Genomic DNA, 16,597 nt, shown 5'->3' with positions numbered 1-16,597 from the left:
AAGTCTCAATGCGAGGCAGACAGCCGCAACTGCGCCAGCAGCCGCTCGCGCACGGGCGACGTGCGCTGCGGATCCCACGCCATGTACAGGTCGAGCTGGCGCAGCGCTTCGGGCGCGCTGCTTGCCAGCGGCAGCATGACGACGCCGGCAGGCCTGGATGCCGCCAGGCTGGCCGGCAGCAGGGCCACGCCGAAGCCGGCCGCCACCAGTCCCAGCACCGTTTGCAAGCGGCGCGCCTGCTGCGCCACGTGCGGCACAAAACCCGCGTGCAGGCACAGGCTGGCCAGCTGGCCATGGAAACCCTGGCCCAGTTCGCGCGGCGAAGCGACGAAATCATCACCGGCCAGCTCCGCCAGGTCCACCCGCGCCTGGCCCGCGCAGCGGTGGTTCAAGGGCAGCGCCACGACGATGTCTTCGCCGGACAGGCGCTCGAAGCGCAAGAGCGGCGTGCTGCGGCCCGGTGCGCGCAGCAGGGCGATATCGACCTCGTTCTTTTCCAGCCACTCGACCTGCTGCTGCGTCGACGCTTCGCGCAAGGTGAATTGCACGGCGGGCGAGGCGGCGCGGAAAGCGCGCAAGGCATCGAGCACGTGGGCGTAGGGCGTGATGTGGATGAAACTCAGCCGCAAGTGCCCCTCGACGCCCTGCGCCACGCGGCGCGCAGCGGCCACGCCCTCTTCCAGGCTGGCCAGCACCTGGCGCGCCGTGGCCAGAAACGTGCTGCCGGCGGGCGTCAAGGCAACCTTGCGGTTCGTGCGCTCGAATACAGGGTAGCCGAGCAAGTCTTCCAGCCGCAGTATCGCCTGCGACAGCGGCGGCTGCGCCATGTGCAGCCGTTCGGCCGCGCGGCGAAAGTTCAGTTCCTCGGCGACGGCGATGAACTGGCGCAGCAGCCGGGTCTCTATCATGGGCCTTTTTTGGCTACCGCCAGGATATGCCGCGCGATGCCGCGCAGGATGTTGACTTCTTCCGTTTCCAGCCCCGTGCGCGAGAACAGGCGTTTCAGGCGCGGCATGAGCTTTTTCGGATTGTCGGCGTCGAGGAAATCGATGGCGACCAGCGCCTGTTCCAGATGCGCATACATGCCGTCGACCTGCGCCAGGCTGGCCGCGTCGCCATGGAAACCGACGGGACTGGCGGCTTGCCCATCGCCGAGGGCCGCCACGCGGCATTCATAAGCCACCACTTGCGCCGCCTGCGACAGGTTCAGCGAAGAATACTCGGGATTGGCGGGAATGTTGATCAGCACATTGCACTGCTCGACGATCTCGTTGGGCAAGCCGAAGCGCTCGTTGCCGAAGATGACGGCCGCGTGCAGCTCTTCGCTGGCCGCCAACTGGGCCGCGATGGCGCGCGGGGCCGTGACGGGCGGCGAGAATTCGCGCAATCTGGCCGACACGGCGGCCGCGTAATTGCAGCCTTCGAGCGCCTCAGCGATCGAGCCGACGATGCGCGCGCCCGACAAAATATCCTGCGCGCCGCTGGCGAAGGCCACCGCTTCCGCATCCGTCAAGGCGTCGGGAAAACGGGGATTGACCAGCACCAGATCGGAAAAACCCATCGTTTTCATGGCGCGCGCGACGCCGCCAATGTTGCCAGGTCGACTAGTTTCGACAAGAATAAATCGCAGGCGTTTGAAAAGAGACGTGTTGATTTCGGGCAGATTCATTTAAAATAGCGCTATTGCGCGGTATCGATACAGGAAATTTCGGGAAACGGAGTCACAAAACGCTGACTCCAGGCCGGGATTTTAACCACTTCGGCACCGCTCCGCTCTTTAATTCATTCTTGCACTCTATCGTACCGGCGCCGAAAGGCGACGCTGGGCGGTCGCGTGCTTTTAACGGAAGCTCACATGCACCCAATGCTCAACACGGCGATCAAAGCCGCCCGCCGCGGCGCCGCCGTCATCAATCGCGCCTCTTTTGACCTCGACCGCGTCGTCGTCACGGAAAAACAACATAACGATTTCGTCACCGACGTCGATCAGGCGGCCGAACAAGCCATCATCGAGGTGCTGTCCAAAGCCTACCCGGACCACGCGTTCCTGGCTGAGGAATCGGGAGCTTCCGCCAACTCGCACGACGAGAATGAATATCAGTGGATCATCGACCCGATCGATGGCACCACCAACTTTATCCACGGCTTCCCGCAATACTGCATCTCGATCGCTCTCGCGCATCGCGGCGTCGTCACGCAAGCCGTTATCTACGACCCGGTCCGCAACGACCTGTTCACGGCCACCAAGGGCGCTGGCGCCTACCTGAACGAAAAACGCATCCGCGTCACCAAGCTGGACCGCATCTCGAACGCCCTGCTGGGCACCGGCTACGTGGCCGGCAGCGCCCGCGCGCTGGACGAATACCTGAAGATGTACGCGATCATGGGCGAACGCAGCCAGGGCGTGCGCCGCGCCGGTTCGGCCGCGCTGGACCTGGCCTACGTCGCTTGCGGCCGCCTGGACGGCTTCTACGAAAAAGGCTTGAAGCCTTGGGATATCGCCGCCGGCGCCCTGATGATCACGGAATCGGGCGGCATCGTCGGTGAGTTCAGCGGCGAATCGGACTACCTGTACAAGGGCGACGTCATCGCCGCCAGCCCGAAGATCTTTGGCCAGATGATCACGCTGCTGACGCCATTCGCCTGATTGCCAGGCAAGGGCTGATGATGTAAAGAAGCTGCCGGAGGAAACTCCGGCAGCTTTTTTTTCGCCTCTCAGCGATCTTTCAATTGCCGCGCATGGCCGGCAGCAGCACGCGGTAAATCTGCAGGAACGCCGGGCCCATCAGCACGACCATCAGCGACGGGAAGATGAAAAAGATCAGCGGGAACAGCAGCTTGAGGGCAATCCTGGCCGCCGTTTCTTCGGCGCGCTGACGCCGCTTGGTGCGCAGCTGGTCGGATTGCACGCGCAGCGACGCGGCGATGCTCGTGCCGAAGCGCTCGGCCTGGATCAGCAAGGTCACCAGCGCATCGACGTCTTCCACGCCCGTGCGCAGAGCCAGGTTGCGCAAGGCCTTGTCCTTGGCGCTGCCGGCGCGCAACTCCAGCGTCACCAGTTGCAGCTCTTCGGCCAGGACCGCGCTTTTCAGGCCGATTTCCTGCGCCACGCGCGCCAGCGCCGCATCCATCGCCAACCCCGCCTCGACGCACACCGTCATCAGGTCGAGCGCATCGGGAAAGGTTTCGAACACTTCGCGCTGACGCTGTTTCAGGCAGTGCGACAGCCAGACATTGGGCAGGTAATAGCCGAGGGCCGCCGCCGCGAGCAGCCACAACGGCATATTGTGCCCGCCTTGGCGCAGCAGAAAATACAGCAGCAGCGGCAAGCCCACGAACAGGCCCGTCTTGGCCGCATAAAACAGGGCCGGCGCGGCCTGGCTGCGCCAGCCTGCATGCACAAAGCGGCTGCGGATGGGCGAACGTTCCCAGCCCTCGTCCGGCAGCGACAGCCTGGCCAGCGGGCGGGTCAGGCTGACGGCGTGCGCCACCCAGCGCCGCCTGGCATGGCGCTCGCGGTCGCCGGCGGCGGCATCGCCGAGCGCCTGCAGCCGCTCCTGCACGGCGCTGCCGGCGAACAGGCGCAGCACCAGCACGGCCAGCGCGAAAACAATCAGGAACAGCAGGCCCAGCAAAGCCAACTGCGCCGCACTCATGCCGCTCATCGTGTCTTTTCTTTCATGTCACACCCGGATATGGATAATTTTTCGGATGCCGAGCACGCCAACCATCAGCAAGCCCAGCGCCACGCCGACCATCTTGCGCCCGCCCGCATCCGTGTACAGCACGGCAATGAACTGCGGATTCATCACGTGCATCATCAGCGCCGCGCCAAACGGCAGCAAGCCCAGCACCCAGGCCGACATGCGCCCTTCGGCCGACAGCACGCGCACTTGGCCCAGCAGTTTCAATCGGTCGCGGATGATGGCGCTGATGCTGCCCAGCAATTCAGTCAGGTTGCCGCCCGTCTCGCGCTGGATCAGCACGGCGATGACGAAATAGCGCAAGTCCGTGCTGGGCACGCGCGCGGCCAGGTTGCCCAGCGCATCGGCCATCGCCACGCCGAAACTGACTTCGTCGAACACGGCGCGAAACTCGTCGGCCAGCGGCCCCGTCATCTCCTCGCCCACCATTTTCAGCGCGGTGGGAAAGGCATGGCCGGCGCGCATGGCGCGGCCCATCAGGTCAAGCGCGTCCGGCAACTGCTGCTCGATGCGCACCAGCCGCCGGCTCCTGGCCCGGCGCGCCAGCAGATACGGCAGCGCGGCGCCGCCCGCGCCCAGGCCCAGGCGCACATACCATGGCAGCGGCAGCGCGCCGGCCAGCAGCAGGCCAACCGTCGCGCCCAGTGCGCAATAGCCGAGGAAGCCGGCCACCAGCCAGCGCATGCCCGCCTGCAGCAGCAGTTGCTCGACGCGCCGCGCGCCGGGCAAGCCTTCCAGCACGCCCTGCAGGAAGGGATAGACGCTCAGCGGGCGCTGCTTGGTGATCGACAGCGCCTGTTCGCCATCGCTGGCCGTATACATGGATTGCAAGCGCCGCGCCACCCGCGCCGCGCCCGGCCCCCGCGCCGCTTGCCACGCCAGCCAGACGCCCGCCACCAGCAGCAGGACGGCCAGGAAAAGGAACACATAGACAAGGTAGGAAAGCATGGCGGTCAGCGCCCCGCCGCCGTGGGCTCGAACAGGGCGGCCGAGACGCCGATGCCAAAGCTGTTCAGGCGTTCGAGGAAGCGCGGGCGGATGCCGCTGGCCGAGAAATGCCCGACCACGGCGCCGCCCTCTGCCACGCCCGTCTGCCTGAAACTGAAGATTTCCTGCATCGTGATGACCTCTCCTTCCATGCCCGTGATTTCCTGGATCGACGTGACCTTGCGCTTGCCGTCGATCAGGCGCGACACTTGCACCACCACCGACACGGCCGAGCTGATCTGCTGCCGGATGGCCTTGCTGGGCAGGTTGGCGGCCGCCATGCTGATCATGTTTTCCAGCCGCGTGATGGCGTCGCGTGGCGTATTGGCGTGGATGGTGGCCATCGAGCCTTCGTGGCCCGTGTTCATCGCGCCCAGCATGTCGAGCGCCTCGGCGCCGCGCACCTCGCCCAGGATGATGCGGTCCGGACGCATGCGCAGGGCATTGCGCACCAGCGCGCGCTGCGATACTTCCCCCTTGCCTTCGATATTCGCGGGCCGCGTTTCCAGGCGCACCACGTGCGGCTGCTGCAATTGCAGCTCGGCCGCGTCTTCCACCGTGACGATGCGTTCCGTATGGCCGATGAAGCCGGAAATCACGTTGAGCATGGTCGTCTTGCCGCTGCCCGTACCGCCGGAAATGAGGATGTTCATCTTCGCCTTGCCCAGGCCCTGCAGCACCTCGGCCATCTCGGCCGTCATGCTGCGGTAGGCGACCAGGTCGGCCAGGCGCAGCGGATCGACGGAGAAACGCCGGATCGACATCACGGGGCCGTCGATGGCCAGCGGCGGGATGATGGCATTGACGCGCGAACCGTCGGGCAGGCGCGCATCGACCATGGGACTCGATTCGTCGATGCGCCGGCCCACGCGCGAGACGATCTTGTCGATGATCTTCATCAAGTGGGCATCATCGTCGAAGCAGATGTCGGTCAGCTCCAGCCGGCCGCCGCGTTCCACATACACCTGCTTGTGGCCATTGACGAGGATGTCCGATACGCTGGCGTCCGAGAGCAAAGTTTCGAGCGGTCCGAAGCCCAGCATCTCGTGCTGGATGTCGCGCGTCAGGCTCCGGCGCTCGGCGTCGTTGATGACCACCGCCTCTTCGTCCAGCAGGCGCTCGACCAGGCCGCGCAATTCTTCGCGGATGCGCTCCTGCGACAGGCGCTGCATGCTTTCCAGGTCGACTCTTTCCAGCAGCAGTCCATGGATGCGCAGCTTGAGGTCGCGGTAGCCGTGGTTGTCGATGGCGGCCGCGCGTTGCGGCGCGAGCGCGGCGATCTTGGCGCTGCCGAGCCGTTCGCGGATGGACAAGGCGGCGGTGGGGGAACTAGCCATGAAATGCTCCTGTTTAAAAGGTGAATCAGGCGCGCCGCAGAACACGGCCCAGCCAGCCCTGGCGCGCCGTGCTGGCCGCGCCGCCGGCCAGGCTGGCGGCGAACTCCTGCAGCGAGCGGGTGATCGGGCTGGCTTTGTCGAGCTGCAAAATCGGCATGCCCTGGTTGACGGAGGCGGCGGCCGAAGCGTAGTGATTCGGCACCGTGCGGTAGACGGCCGTGCCATACGCCGCTTCCAGGTCGCGCAGGCGGATTTCGCCGCCCTTGTCGTGGCGGTTGACGATGATGTGCACCTTTTCCTTCGCGTATTCGAGCGAGCGAAACATGCCCAGCAGGCGCTTGCCGTCGCGGATGTACGGCAAGGTCGCCTGCAGCACGGGAAAGATCATGTCGGCGTGGTCGAGCGCGCGCACGCTGACGGCGTCGAGGTTGCGGCCCACGTCGAGCACGATGAAATCGTACTGGCGCCTGGCTTGCCGGATGATGGCGTCGATGTGCTCGGGCGCCACTTCACTGGCGTGGGCCGGATCCTCGGGCGCGGCCAGCACGCTGTAGTTGGGCAGGATGTGCAGCATGCTCGACCCGAGGAACGAGGAGTCGAGCCGGTGGATGTCGCGCGTGACGTCGGACAGGGTGGCCAGCGGCTTGTTCTCGGAAACGAAGAGCGAGGCGTCGCCAAAATGCAGGTTCATGTCGATCAGCGCAACGCGCTGCTGGCCGCCGGCGGCCAGCGCATAACCGAGGTTGCTGGCAATGAAGGTGGCGCCGCTGCCGCCCTTGCAGGAAATAAAGGCGAGCACCTTGCCGTTGCCATGCTCGCGCCGCTCCAGCTTTTCCTCGATGCGTTCGAGCGCCGCATACAGGCTGGCCGGCGCGGCGGGAAACGGCAGCACGTCGCGCACGCCCGCGCGCATGGCCTGCAGCAGGAACTCGGGCGCCTGCTGGTGGCACAGCACGATGAAGGCCATGCGCGGATGCAGATTGCTGAGGCGCTCGATGGCGGCCAGGTCGGCGCCGTCGTTCGACGGACGGTCGAAGATCAGCACGTCGGGCAGCGACTGCGCCGCCAGCAGCGGTTCGAGCGAGTCGCCGCCAGCGCTGATCTCGTCGAGCCGGTTGCGGCTGCGCAGCAACCGTCCCAGTTCGGACAGGGTTTTTTCATCCCTGGAATGGATGGCGATTTTCACGATATGCCTTGCTGATTCTGTGGTGACGGTGCCAGGTTCACGGACGCGCTCCGACACCGATGGTAAAGGCGGCCCCTTGCGGCGCGGGCGCGGCAAAGCTTTTCTGGTACGCCGCGTAGGCGGCCTGGCCGGCCTTGCCGTCGATGCCGGCCACGGGGTCGCGGTTCGCGCCCGCCTGCGGCGACAGCACTTGCCGCGCGCGCAGCTGCGCGACGCTGTGGCCGAACTGGCGGTCCAGGTTCGGCGTGGCGGCGCAGCCGCTGGCGGCCAGCGCGGCCAGCAGCACGGGAAAGTAAAAAGAATGCTGCATGATGTGCTCCTATTGAGTATCCGGACCGGGCGCCGGTGTCTGCGCGGCCGCTTCCTGGCGTGGCCGTGGCGCGGCGGCGCCTTCCATTTTTCCCTGCAAGAAGAACTCGCCGCGGCTCGGCGCCACGTAGGCGTCGGTCGGCAACACGATATCGGCGCCATCGGCGGTGTCGAGCGGCTTGACCAGGTGCGGCGTGATGATGAACACCAGCTCGGTCCGGTCAGTCTGGAAATCGCTGCTGCGGAACAGCGCGCCCAGCACGGGAATCTCGCCCAGGAAGGGCAAGGCCTTGATGTTGGTCGTCACATTGTTCTTGATCAAGCCGCCCACGGCAAAACTCTGACCATCGAACAGCTGCACCGTGGTGGTGGTGCGCCGCGTGGTAAAGGCCGGCAGCACCGCATTGGCGGCGGCGCCCCCGCCCGTGGTGATGCCGATGCCTTCGCGGTTCAGCTCAGACACTTCCGGCGCCACCTTCAGGTTGATCCGCCCGCCTTCCAGCACGGTGGGCGTGAACTTGACGGCGATGCCGAATTCCTTTTCTTCCAGCGTAATCTTGTTGGTCGTGCTGTCTTGCGCGACCGGTATGAAAATCTTGCCGCCCGCCAGGAAACTGGCTTCCTGGCCGCTGATGGCCATGATGTTCGGCTCGGCCAGCACCTTGACCAGGCCATCGCGCTTTTGCGCATCGAGCGTCAGCCCGTTGCCATTCTTGCCGTTGACGGCGCCCAGCTGGCTGGGGTTGCCGCTGAGCAGGTTCGACAGCAGGCCGTAGCTCCAGTTGCCGCGCGTGCCGCTGAGGCCCACGCTGGCACCGAGCTGGTCGACGAGCGTCTTCGACACTTCGGCGATCTTCACTTCCAGCATGACCTGTTGCGGCGCCGCGATCGTCAGCATATTGATGACCTTGACGCCGCCGCCCGCACTGGCGGCGCCGTCGGCCGCTGCGGAAGGTGCAGCCGCCTCGCCCACGCCGCGCTGCGCATAGGCTTGCGCCATCTCGAGGATCTGGCTGGCCTTGACGCCGTCGCTCACCTGCCCCGACAGCACGATGCTGCCGCCGGCCGCACCGGCCTTGACGGCGCGCTCGCCAGGAAAGACATAGGCCAGCTGCGCCTGCAAGCCTTCGACGTCGATCTCGACTTCAATATCGACGATCACGGGGCGCTGCTGCCGGTCCCACAGGATCAGGTTGGTGCTGCCCGGGGCCAGGCCCCAGACGAACAGCTGGCTGGACGAGCCCAGCATCCTGGCGCCGGCCACCCTCGCATCGTTGACGGCGATCTGCGACACCGGCAAGCTCAGCTTGCGCAAGGTGGACTTGCCCACGGCGATGCGCACGGGCTCGCCCAGTCGGGCGATATCGGCGCCCAGCGACATGGCCGGCGCCGCCACCGGCGACATGACGGCTTGCCTGGCCGGCGCCGCCGCGATGGCGATGGCTGGCCAGGCCAGTGCTGCCGCCAGGGCCAGGCGCATGCCCGCACTCGTGGCGTGCTTACGAAATGTGTTCATCGATCATCCTTGCTCGCTTGCCTGCTGATTTTTAAAATTGCTGGACGCTTGTATCCATGCCCTTGATGACGGTGATGCTGTCGCGCGCGGCGGCGCGTGCCGGGGCCGGTTGGCGCCGCGCCGCGCGCACCGGCGCGGCCGCCGGTGCCGGCGCCTTCAGTTCCAGCAGCGACTCCTTGGTGGCGCCGCCCGTGTTGACGGGTTCGGGATCGACCTGGTTGCGCAGCACCAGCGACAGGCTGCCCACGCTGCGCGCCAGGTCCAGCTTTTCCACCTGCTCCGGCGTCAGCTCCAGGGTCACGGCGTTGACCACCTTGGGTTTGTTGTCGTCGCGGCCCGACTCCTGCGCCACGGCCAGCACGAGTATGCGTTCAAGCACGATCTTGGAAATGGCCAGCGGCTCGCCGCCCGCCTGCCTGGCGCGGTCATCCTGCGTATGCACGAGAATGTCGACGAAATTGCCCGGCAGGGCGAAGCCGGCCACGCCCACCACGTCATTGACGCGCACGGTCATGGCGCGCTTGCCGGCCGCCACGATGGCCGACAGGCCGCCCGTGGCGCCGGGCGGCGCGAGTTTGCTTTCCAGCACAGGCTCGCCCTTGCTGACGGCGCTGCGCGTGATGCGCCCGTCGAGCGGGCCGGCCTCGCCGAACGCTCCGGGCGGCATGGCGCCAGCCGGCCAGTCCATGCCGCGCAGCATGGCCGGCGTCACCTTCGCGCCCACGCCGATATCGACCAGCGCGACCATCACCGTCTGGCTGGCTGGCGCGCCCTGCCCTGACATCCAGCGCGCGGCCGCCAGCACGGCGCCCCCCGCCATCAGCAACGCCAGCAGCAGCACGATCGCAACGCGGCTATTTCTCATTGTTTTTCCTCTTGGTAAAACTGGGGTTTCCGGACGGACGCGTCATGCCTGGCCGCCGGCCGCCAGGGCCAGCCAGATGGCGGTGCCGGCGGCAATGGCGATCGCGTACGGCAAGTTGCCGCCCGGCGCGGCGGGCGCGTCAAGCTGCGGCGCCTCGCCCGCAGCGGCGCGCAGCCAGCCTTGCAGCAGCAATTGACGGGCATTGCCCAGCGACTGGCGCAGCGTGCCCTGGTACAAGGCCACGGCCAGCGCCAGCACGCCGCCGGCGAGCAGGCTGCACAGCACGGCAAACACGGTGGCGCGGGGCCCCAGAAAGGCTCCCACCATCGCCATCAGCTTAACGTCGCCCGCGCCCAGCGCCTTCAGCGCATGCATGGGCAACAGCAAGCCCAGGCCGACGGCCAGGCCGCCCAGCGCCAGCCACGGTCCGGCCGGCGTCACCCCGGGCAAGGCCAGGCTGTTGAGCAGCACGCCCAGCACGGCGCCGGCAAACACCAGCCGGTTGGGAATGCGCCGGCGGCGCACGTCATGCCAGACAGCCGCGGCAAGCAGCCCCCACAAGGCTATGGCGGGGCTGAACGTCCAGAAAGAATGAGGGTCCATCGTGTACCTGATGCAAGCCGAGCGCATGACAGCATGCGCATCGTTGGGCGGGAAGTCGGCAGGCCGGTGCGCATGGGCAGCCGGCCTGTCGGGTGCAGCGCGGTGGGCAGGCGTTTTAAATCGCCGCGCCCGTCAGCTTGGTGCCGATCGCCTTGAAGGCGCCATCGAGGCCGGTGGTGAAATAGCCGACGGCCGTGACCAGCGCCGCAGCCACCAGCGCCGCGATCAGCGCATATTCGATCGCAGTCACGCCATCTTCTTCGGCGATAAAGTTTTTAATGAAATTCATATTATTCCCTTTCAGGTCAAGTTTTAAAAATGATAAAAACTGAAAATACAGTCTGAAAATAAAAACATTATCCTTGTTTTTATTTGCCAATTTCTGATGCGTGTATTTTATATAAACAAACATAAAATCGAATCAGAGAAAAGTCATTTTATGCGCAGTACAAAACATCTTAATTTTTTGTCTATAATCAGGACATATGTACTGTCATTCCGCATGGATGGGCTCGGCCAGCCGGTTGCGGGTGGCGTACACATATAATTCCAGGCGGTTAGTGACGTCGAGCTTGCTGTAGATCGATGTCAGATGATTACGCAAGGTTTGCTCCGAGATAAAAGCGCGCTGGGCGATCGCGCGGTTCAGCGCGCCATTTCCTTCCACCATCATGGCAACGATCTTGCGCTCCTTCAGCGTCAGCCTGGCGATCCGCTGCTCTTCCGGATCGGGCGCCGCTTCCGGCTTGTTCAGCACGCCCAGCATGCTGTCGAGCAGCGCCGGATCCAGGCACAACTCGCCCTGATGCAGGCGGGCGATGGCGTCGACCATTTGCTTGACGGGCGTTTCCTTGCCCACCACCGCGCGCGCGCCGCTGCGCACGGCGCGCCCGCAGGCGGCCTGGTCCTGGGTGCCGCTGAACAGCATTGCGCGCGACACGCCATTGCCGAGCAGCTGCGGCAGGTAATCGATGGCGCAGGCGCCGCCGCAGCCCAGGTCGGCGTCCAGCACGATGACGTCGGGGCACAGGGTCCGCGCCAGCAGCAGCGCGCTGTCGATCTCGGTGGAACTGGCCACCACCTGCATCGCCGGCTGGGCGCTGGCGAACAACTGCTCCAGGCCCCACAGCCAGGTCTTGTGGTCCGACACCAGCATGACGCGGATGACATTGTTTGTTGACATGCTTTACCTCTTTACTTGAAGCCCACTCCCCTCGGGGAATGTTGTTGATCCGAATCGGGTTGCCTGCCTCGTCCGCGCGCGCCTTCTGCTGCCGCGCGCAGGGGGAAAAAGTCATGGGGGCACGAAGGAAGAGGCCTTGGTCCGGCACGCGCACACGCGGTGCGTGACCCAGGCCAGCGGACGCCGCATGGCGGGCGTGTGCCGATGGAGGGGCAGCGTGGCCAGGGCGGACGCACCGCGAGTGCGCCATCGCAGCTGCCACCGCTGCTGTTGCTTACATTGCAGCATTTTGTTGCATCACCTTGCAAAACAAGTCCTTGCCTGCACGCAGGACAATCCTGACACCAGGCCTGTTTTCCTACCCGCGCATATTACTCCCGGCCCTGAGGGGAAGGGGCCGGCACAATTGAAATAAGGCAGTTAATTACGATTATCTTGACCTGTAATAATTTAAATGGCGGACACGCCATTGAAAATCGATATAGAATAATCGCCAGTCAAATGGCGCAATGCCATCCGCCCGACATTCGTCATCGCGGAACTTAACCGGATTATTCCCATGCGTTTAAAACAGGCCGATTCCCGCATATTCCGCAAGCACGACGGACAAGGCGGCACCACGCTGCTTGAATTGGCCCTGATCACACCGGTCTTTCTCATGCTGATAATCGGCATCATCGAATTGAGCATGGCCTATTTTGCCAATATGACCATGCAGCACGCGGTGCGCGAAGGCGCGCGCTATGCCGTCACGGGGGCCAAGGACCTCGACCCCGACAGCGCCAACCAGCAGCGTTACCAGGCCGTGATGCAAAAAATACGCGACAGCTCCATGGGCATGTATGACAAGGTCAGCCCCGTGATCTCCGTCAACGGCAGCGATGCGGTCGGCGCCGCCATGTTCGGCCAGGCCGGCGATATCGTCGTCATTACCGTCGATTGCCGCTGGGCGTTTGCCACCCCCATGATCCGTGCCCTGTTCCGCGATGGCCAGGCGCATTTCGTCGTGGCAGCCACCATGCGCAATGAAAGCTTTGGCGGCCTGTGATGCGCGGCTACTTTCCTGCGCGCGCCGCGCGCGGCATCGCCGCCGTGGAATTTGCCATCGTGCTGCCGCTGCTGGCGCTGCTGCTGTTCATGGTGGTCGATCTGTCGCGCGCCATCCAGGCCAAGACCATCCTGCTCAACATCAGCCGCGAAGGCGCCAACCTGGCCTCGCGCTCCACCTCCGACCTGAGCGGATCTAGCCAGGCCATCATGAATGCGCTGGCGGCCAGCACGCCGCCGCTGGACATGAACCAGCGCGGCATGATCTATATCACCAAGATCATGGGCTACACGGCCAAGAGCGGCATGCGCAACATCGTGCTGGAACAGTACCGCTGGGATGCGGGCGCGAAGGCCAGCGGCTACCAGCCCGCCAGCCAGGTGTGGCAATGCGGCAGCTGGAGCAATGGCGCGTGCACGGGCATCGCCAAGGACGAGTCCGCCCCCACGGTGGCGTTGATGCGGGACCAGCTGTCCGACGGCGAACTGATCTACGCCGTGGAAACTTTCTACAATTTCGACATGCTGTTCGGCACCTTGAAAATTGGCAACAGCACGACGCCCGTTCTGGGCCCCAACCTCACTTCGATGACGGTATTCTGATGCGCATTCCACACAAGCGGCAAGGCGGGCAAGTGCTGATCATGGTGGCGCTGTCGGCCGTCGTCTTGATCGCCTCGGTGGGCCTGGCCGTCGATTCGGCCCTCGGCTACTTCGTCAAGGCCAAGCTCAACGCGGCCGTCGACTCGGCCAGCCTGGCGGCGGCGCGCGGCGTCACGGCGGGCAGCTCGGAAGAGGAACAACGGACCAATGCGCGCCAGTCGGCCAAGGAATTTTTTGACATCAATTATCCGGACCAGTTCCTGCTGTCGACGCCGACCCTCAACCCCGTCGGCGTCACGTTCGACAAGGGCATCGTCACCATCGACGTCTCTGCCACCGCCTCGCTGCCCGTCTCGCTGATGGGCGTACTCGGCTTCAAGACCTTGAACGTGGCCGCCACCGCGCAAACCATCCGCAAGGATCTGGACATGGTGCTGGTGATGGATACCTCGGGCTCGCTGGCTAACAATGCCGACGCCGTGCGGGCGGCGGGCAAGTCCTTCCTGAATAAATTCAATTCCACCGTTGACCGCGTCGGCTTGCTGCATTTTGCCAGCGGCGCGCAGCTCGATCTGCCGATCAAGACAAGCGATCGCGGCTTCGATCGCACGCAGGCTGGCAATGCCATCAATGGCTACAAGTTCGGAGGCGGCACGAATTACTCGGAAGGCATGTGGAATGCTCAGGATCAGCTCAATAGCATCAGCCAGAACAATCGCTCCAGCCTGCGCGTCATCGTGTTCTTTTCCGATGGATCTCCGTCCGCCTTTTCCTCTTACTTTTTCCCCGCCACCACGGGCAATTGCACGAAAGCGGGAGCGCTGGCCGTGTACGATGATTTACCATCGAGCGGTTTTGCGACAGATGGACTGTACCGTATCAATGCAAGCAGCGCCAAGCTCACGCCCGAGACCTATTGCACCAGAAACCTGATCAGTGAATTGCCGACCTGGTATAACGCGCACAATCTTCCCGCCCAGGCCGACGATCCGACGGCACGCGAATTCCCCATCGTGACCACTACGCCGCGTGCGGTGAGCAAAGATATGTCCACCAGAAAACTCCAGTGGACCAATATGCACCGTGCATCGCGCAACCTGGCAGAGGCGATGGCCAGCAAGGCACGCCTGGAAAATACCTACATATTTACTCTGGGCATGGGCGCCGCACTGAAGGCCAAGGCCGGGCCGGACAATGAAATCGGCGAGGACTTGCTGCGCTGCATGGCCAATACGGCGGATGCACCAAACCGTTGCCGCAAGCCGGCCGAACCCGTGGGCCTGTACTGCTATGCGGCCACCGAGAGCGAGCTGAGTCCCTGTTTCACGCGGCTCGCCTCGGCCATCCTGCGCATTTCCAAATAAGGCCCGCCACCGGCTAGAAGGCGAAACAGCTGCAGCCGAGCGTGCCCCAGAAGCCGGAAAAGTCACTGATCGGCACGGCCGATTTGCGCGCCCGGTCATGGGCGTGCGCATGCACGCCGCAGGCGCCCGCGCACTGGTGCGGCATGGCGGCCTGCGCCGGCGTCGCCACGGGCCGGTAATGGCCGGGCACCGTACGCACGGGCGACCACTCGGGCAGCACGGGAATCAAAGGCGGCGCCAGGGCCGAAAATGGCCCCTGGCCGTAGACGACCTTGCCGCCGACGATGGTCAGCACGGATTCGATCGACTTGATCGCTTCTTCCGGCACCGTGAAATAATCGGCCGACAACACGGACAGGTCCGCCAGCATGCCCTCGCGGATGCGCCCCTTCTTGCCTTGTTCGCTGGAGAACCAGGCGCTGCCCGCCGTCCACAGTTCCAGCGCCGTGTCGCGCGACAGTCTGCCCGCAGCATCCGTCAGGGCCAGGCCGCCCACGGTGCGCCCCGACACCAGCCAGTACAGCGCCGTCCACGGATTGTAGCTGGCGACCCGCGTGGCGTCCGTGCCGCCGCCGACGGGCACGCCCGCGTCGAGCATGCGCTGCACGGGCGGCGTGGCCTTGGCAGCGTCCGCGCCGTAGCGCTCGACGAAGTACTCGCCCTGGAAGGCCATGCGGTGCTGGATGGCCAGGCCGCCACCGAGCGCCCTGACCCGGTCGATATTACGAGGGCTGATGGTTTCCGCGTGGTCGAACAGCCAGTGCAGGCCGGCGAACGGCGTGTCGCGGTTGACCTTTTCAAACACGTCGAGCATGCGGCTGATCGATTCGTCATAGGTGGCGTGCAGGCGGAACGGCCAGCGCTGCTCGACCAGGTGGCGCACGACCTTTTCCAGCTCATCTTCCATGCCGGCCGCCAGCTCGGGGCGCGGCTCGAGGAAATCCTCGAAGTCGGCGGCGGAAAAGACCAGCATTTCGCCGGCGCCATTGTGGCGGTAAAAATCCGTGCCGTCGCCGGGTTTCACCATGCCGGTCCACTTCTGGAAGTCCTGCAGTTCCGCGCCCTTGTTTTGCGTGAACAGGTTGTAGGCGATGCGTATCGTCAGTTGCTCCTTTTGCGCCAGTTCGTCGACGACGGCGTAATCCTCGGGATAATTCTGGAAGCCGCCACCCGCGTCGATGGCGCTGGTGATGCCGAGGCGGTTCAATTCGCGCATGAACTGGCGTGTGGAATTGACTTGCAATTCGAGCGGCAGCTTGGGGCCTTTCGCCAGGGTCGCATATAAAATCATGGCGTTCGGCCGGGCGATCAGCAAGCCCGTCGGATTGCCGGCCGCGTCGCGCACGATTTCGCCGCCGGGCGGATTCGGCGTGTTCTTGTCGTAGCCGACGGCGCGCAGGGCGGCGCGGTTGAGCAGGGCGCGGTCGTACAGGTGCAGGATGAAGACGGGCGTGTCGGGCGCGGCCGCATTGATTTCATCGAGGGTCGGCATGCGCTTTTCCGCGAACTGGAATTCCGTCCAGCCGCCCACCACGCGCACCCATTGCGGATTCGGCGTGCGCAAGGCTTGGTCCTTGAGCATGCGCAAGGCGTCGGCCAGCGACGGCACGCCTTCCCAGCGCAATTCCAGGTTGTAGTTCAAGCCGCCGCGGATCAGGTGCAGGTGCGAATCGTTCAGGCCGGGAATCACCGTGCGGCCATCGAGGTCGATCACCTGCGTGGCGGGACCGCGATGGCGCATCACGTCTTCCACATCGCCCACGGCGAGAAATTTGCCATCGGCGATGGCGACGGCGGACGCCAGCGGCTGCGTCCTGTCGACCGTGTGGAAACGGCCGTTGAGCAAGATCGTGTGTGCGTGCATGGGAACTCCCCAATCAAATGAAAACACGG

At 64.8% G+C, this 16,597-nt stretch carries 17 protein-coding genes; 4 read left to right on the top strand and 13 right to left on the bottom strand.

The annotated features are described in order from the left end of the window. Nucleotides 1-5: 5 nt before the first annotated feature. Both P9875_RS10455 and P9875_RS10450 read right to left on the bottom strand, forming a co-directional pair. Nucleotides 6-908, bottom strand: a complete 903-nt coding sequence (locus tag P9875_RS10455) for a LysR substrate-binding domain-containing protein (protein WP_278318325.1) — start codon at nt 906-908, stop codon at nt 6-8. Continuing rightward, nucleotides 905-1,669 carry an RNA methyltransferase gene (locus tag P9875_RS10450; protein WP_035826392.1) on the bottom strand — a complete coding sequence of 255 codons (765 nt, stop codon included), beginning with the start codon at nt 1,667-1,669 and terminating at the stop codon, nt 905-907. Before P9875_RS10450 ends, P9875_RS10455 begins: the two co-directional genes overlap by 4 nt. A gap of 195 nt (nt 1,670-1,864) precedes the next feature. Between P9875_RS10450 and P9875_RS10445 the strand changes: the two genes are divergently transcribed. Beyond that, entirely contained in the window at nt 1,865-2,647 is a 783-nt protein-coding gene (locus P9875_RS10445) for an inositol monophosphatase family protein (RefSeq protein WP_035826389.1), read from the top strand. Between the two features lie 79 nt (nt 2,648-2,726). Here P9875_RS10445 and P9875_RS10440 read toward each other — a convergent pair whose 3' ends face one another. The 10 genes from P9875_RS10440 to P9875_RS10395 form a co-directional block, all read right to left on the bottom strand. Next, entirely contained in the window at nt 2,727-3,665 is a 939-nt protein-coding gene (locus P9875_RS10440; RefSeq protein WP_257626348.1) for a type II secretion system F family protein, read from the bottom strand. Between the two features lie 18 nt (nt 3,666-3,683). Then, on the bottom strand, nt 3,684-4,652 hold the full coding sequence (locus P9875_RS10435; protein ID WP_278318324.1) for a type II secretion system F family protein: 969 nt from the start codon (nt 4,650-4,652) through the stop codon (nt 3,684-3,686). A 5-nt stretch (nt 4,653-4,657) separates the two neighbouring features. Then, nucleotides 4,658-6,004, bottom strand: coding sequence for a CpaF family protein (locus tag P9875_RS10430; protein WP_099402623.1), 1,347 nt, complete (start codon nt 6,002-6,004; stop codon nt 4,658-4,660). A gap of 49 nt (nt 6,005-6,053) precedes the next feature. Continuing rightward, entirely contained in the window at nt 6,054-7,214 is a 1,161-nt protein-coding gene (locus P9875_RS10425; protein ID WP_035826382.1) for an AAA family ATPase, read from the bottom strand. Between the two features lie 37 nt (nt 7,215-7,251). Next, a complete protein-coding gene (locus P9875_RS10420) occupies nt 7,252-7,524 on the bottom strand; it encodes a hypothetical protein (RefSeq protein WP_278318323.1) in 273 nt (90 codons plus the stop codon). 9 nt (nt 7,525-7,533) lie between these two features. Beyond that, a complete protein-coding gene (locus tag P9875_RS10415; RefSeq protein WP_278318322.1) occupies nt 7,534-9,039 on the bottom strand; it encodes a type II and III secretion system protein family protein in 1,506 nt (501 codons plus the stop codon). Between the two features lie 31 nt (nt 9,040-9,070). Beyond that, on the bottom strand, nt 9,071-9,904 hold the full coding sequence (gene cpaB, locus P9875_RS10410) for a Flp pilus assembly protein CpaB (RefSeq protein ID WP_278318321.1): 834 nt from the start codon (nt 9,902-9,904) through the stop codon (nt 9,071-9,073). Nucleotides 9,905-9,946: 42 nt separating this feature from the next. Further along, nucleotides 9,947-10,507, bottom strand: a complete 561-nt coding sequence (locus P9875_RS10405; RefSeq protein ID WP_099402620.1) for an A24 family peptidase — start codon at nt 10,505-10,507, stop codon at nt 9,947-9,949. Between the two features lie 115 nt (nt 10,508-10,622). Continuing rightward, the gene (locus P9875_RS10400) at nt 10,623-10,796 is read right to left on the bottom strand and encodes a Flp family type IVb pilin (protein ID WP_071650303.1); all 174 of its coding nucleotides are present in this window, start codon (nt 10,794-10,796) and stop codon (nt 10,623-10,625) included. Nucleotides 10,797-11,000: 204 nt separating this feature from the next. After that, nucleotides 11,001-11,690 carry a LuxR C-terminal-related transcriptional regulator gene (locus P9875_RS10395; RefSeq protein ID WP_099402619.1) on the bottom strand — a complete coding sequence of 230 codons (690 nt, stop codon included), beginning with the start codon at nt 11,688-11,690 and terminating at the stop codon, nt 11,001-11,003. A 559-nt stretch (nt 11,691-12,249) separates the two neighbouring features. Here P9875_RS10395 and P9875_RS10390 point away from each other — a divergent pair. From P9875_RS10390 to P9875_RS10380, 3 genes are read left to right on the top strand one after another with little or no spacing between them, the layout of a single operon-like run. Then, nucleotides 12,250-12,738 carry a TadE/TadG family type IV pilus assembly protein gene (locus tag P9875_RS10390; RefSeq protein WP_051959502.1) on the top strand — a complete coding sequence of 163 codons (489 nt, stop codon included), beginning with the start codon at nt 12,250-12,252 and terminating at the stop codon, nt 12,736-12,738. Continuing rightward, nucleotides 12,738-13,340 (top strand): TadE/TadG family type IV pilus assembly protein, encoded by a 603-nt coding sequence (locus P9875_RS10385; RefSeq protein ID WP_278318319.1) that lies wholly within the window; start codon nt 12,738-12,740, stop codon nt 13,338-13,340. The genes P9875_RS10390 and P9875_RS10385 overlap by 1 nt, the downstream gene beginning before the upstream one ends. Then, entirely contained in the window at nt 13,340-14,704 is a 1,365-nt protein-coding gene (locus tag P9875_RS10380) for a vWA domain-containing protein (protein ID WP_278318317.1), read from the top strand. Before P9875_RS10385 ends, P9875_RS10380 begins: the two co-directional genes overlap by 1 nt. 13 nt (nt 14,705-14,717) lie before the next feature. On the opposite strand, the gene P9875_RS10375 is transcribed toward P9875_RS10380, so the two are convergent. Then, nucleotides 14,718-16,568, bottom strand: coding sequence for an amidohydrolase (locus P9875_RS10375; RefSeq protein ID WP_278318316.1), 1,851 nt, complete (start codon nt 16,566-16,568; stop codon nt 14,718-14,720). Nucleotides 16,569-16,597 lie beyond the last annotated feature (29 nt).

The organism is Janthinobacterium rivuli (assembly GCF_029690045.1).
Classification (GTDB): Bacteria; Pseudomonadota; Gammaproteobacteria; order Burkholderiales; family Burkholderiaceae_D; genus Janthinobacterium; species Janthinobacterium rivuli.
This window is presented reverse-complemented; position numbering and strand designations above follow the sequence as displayed.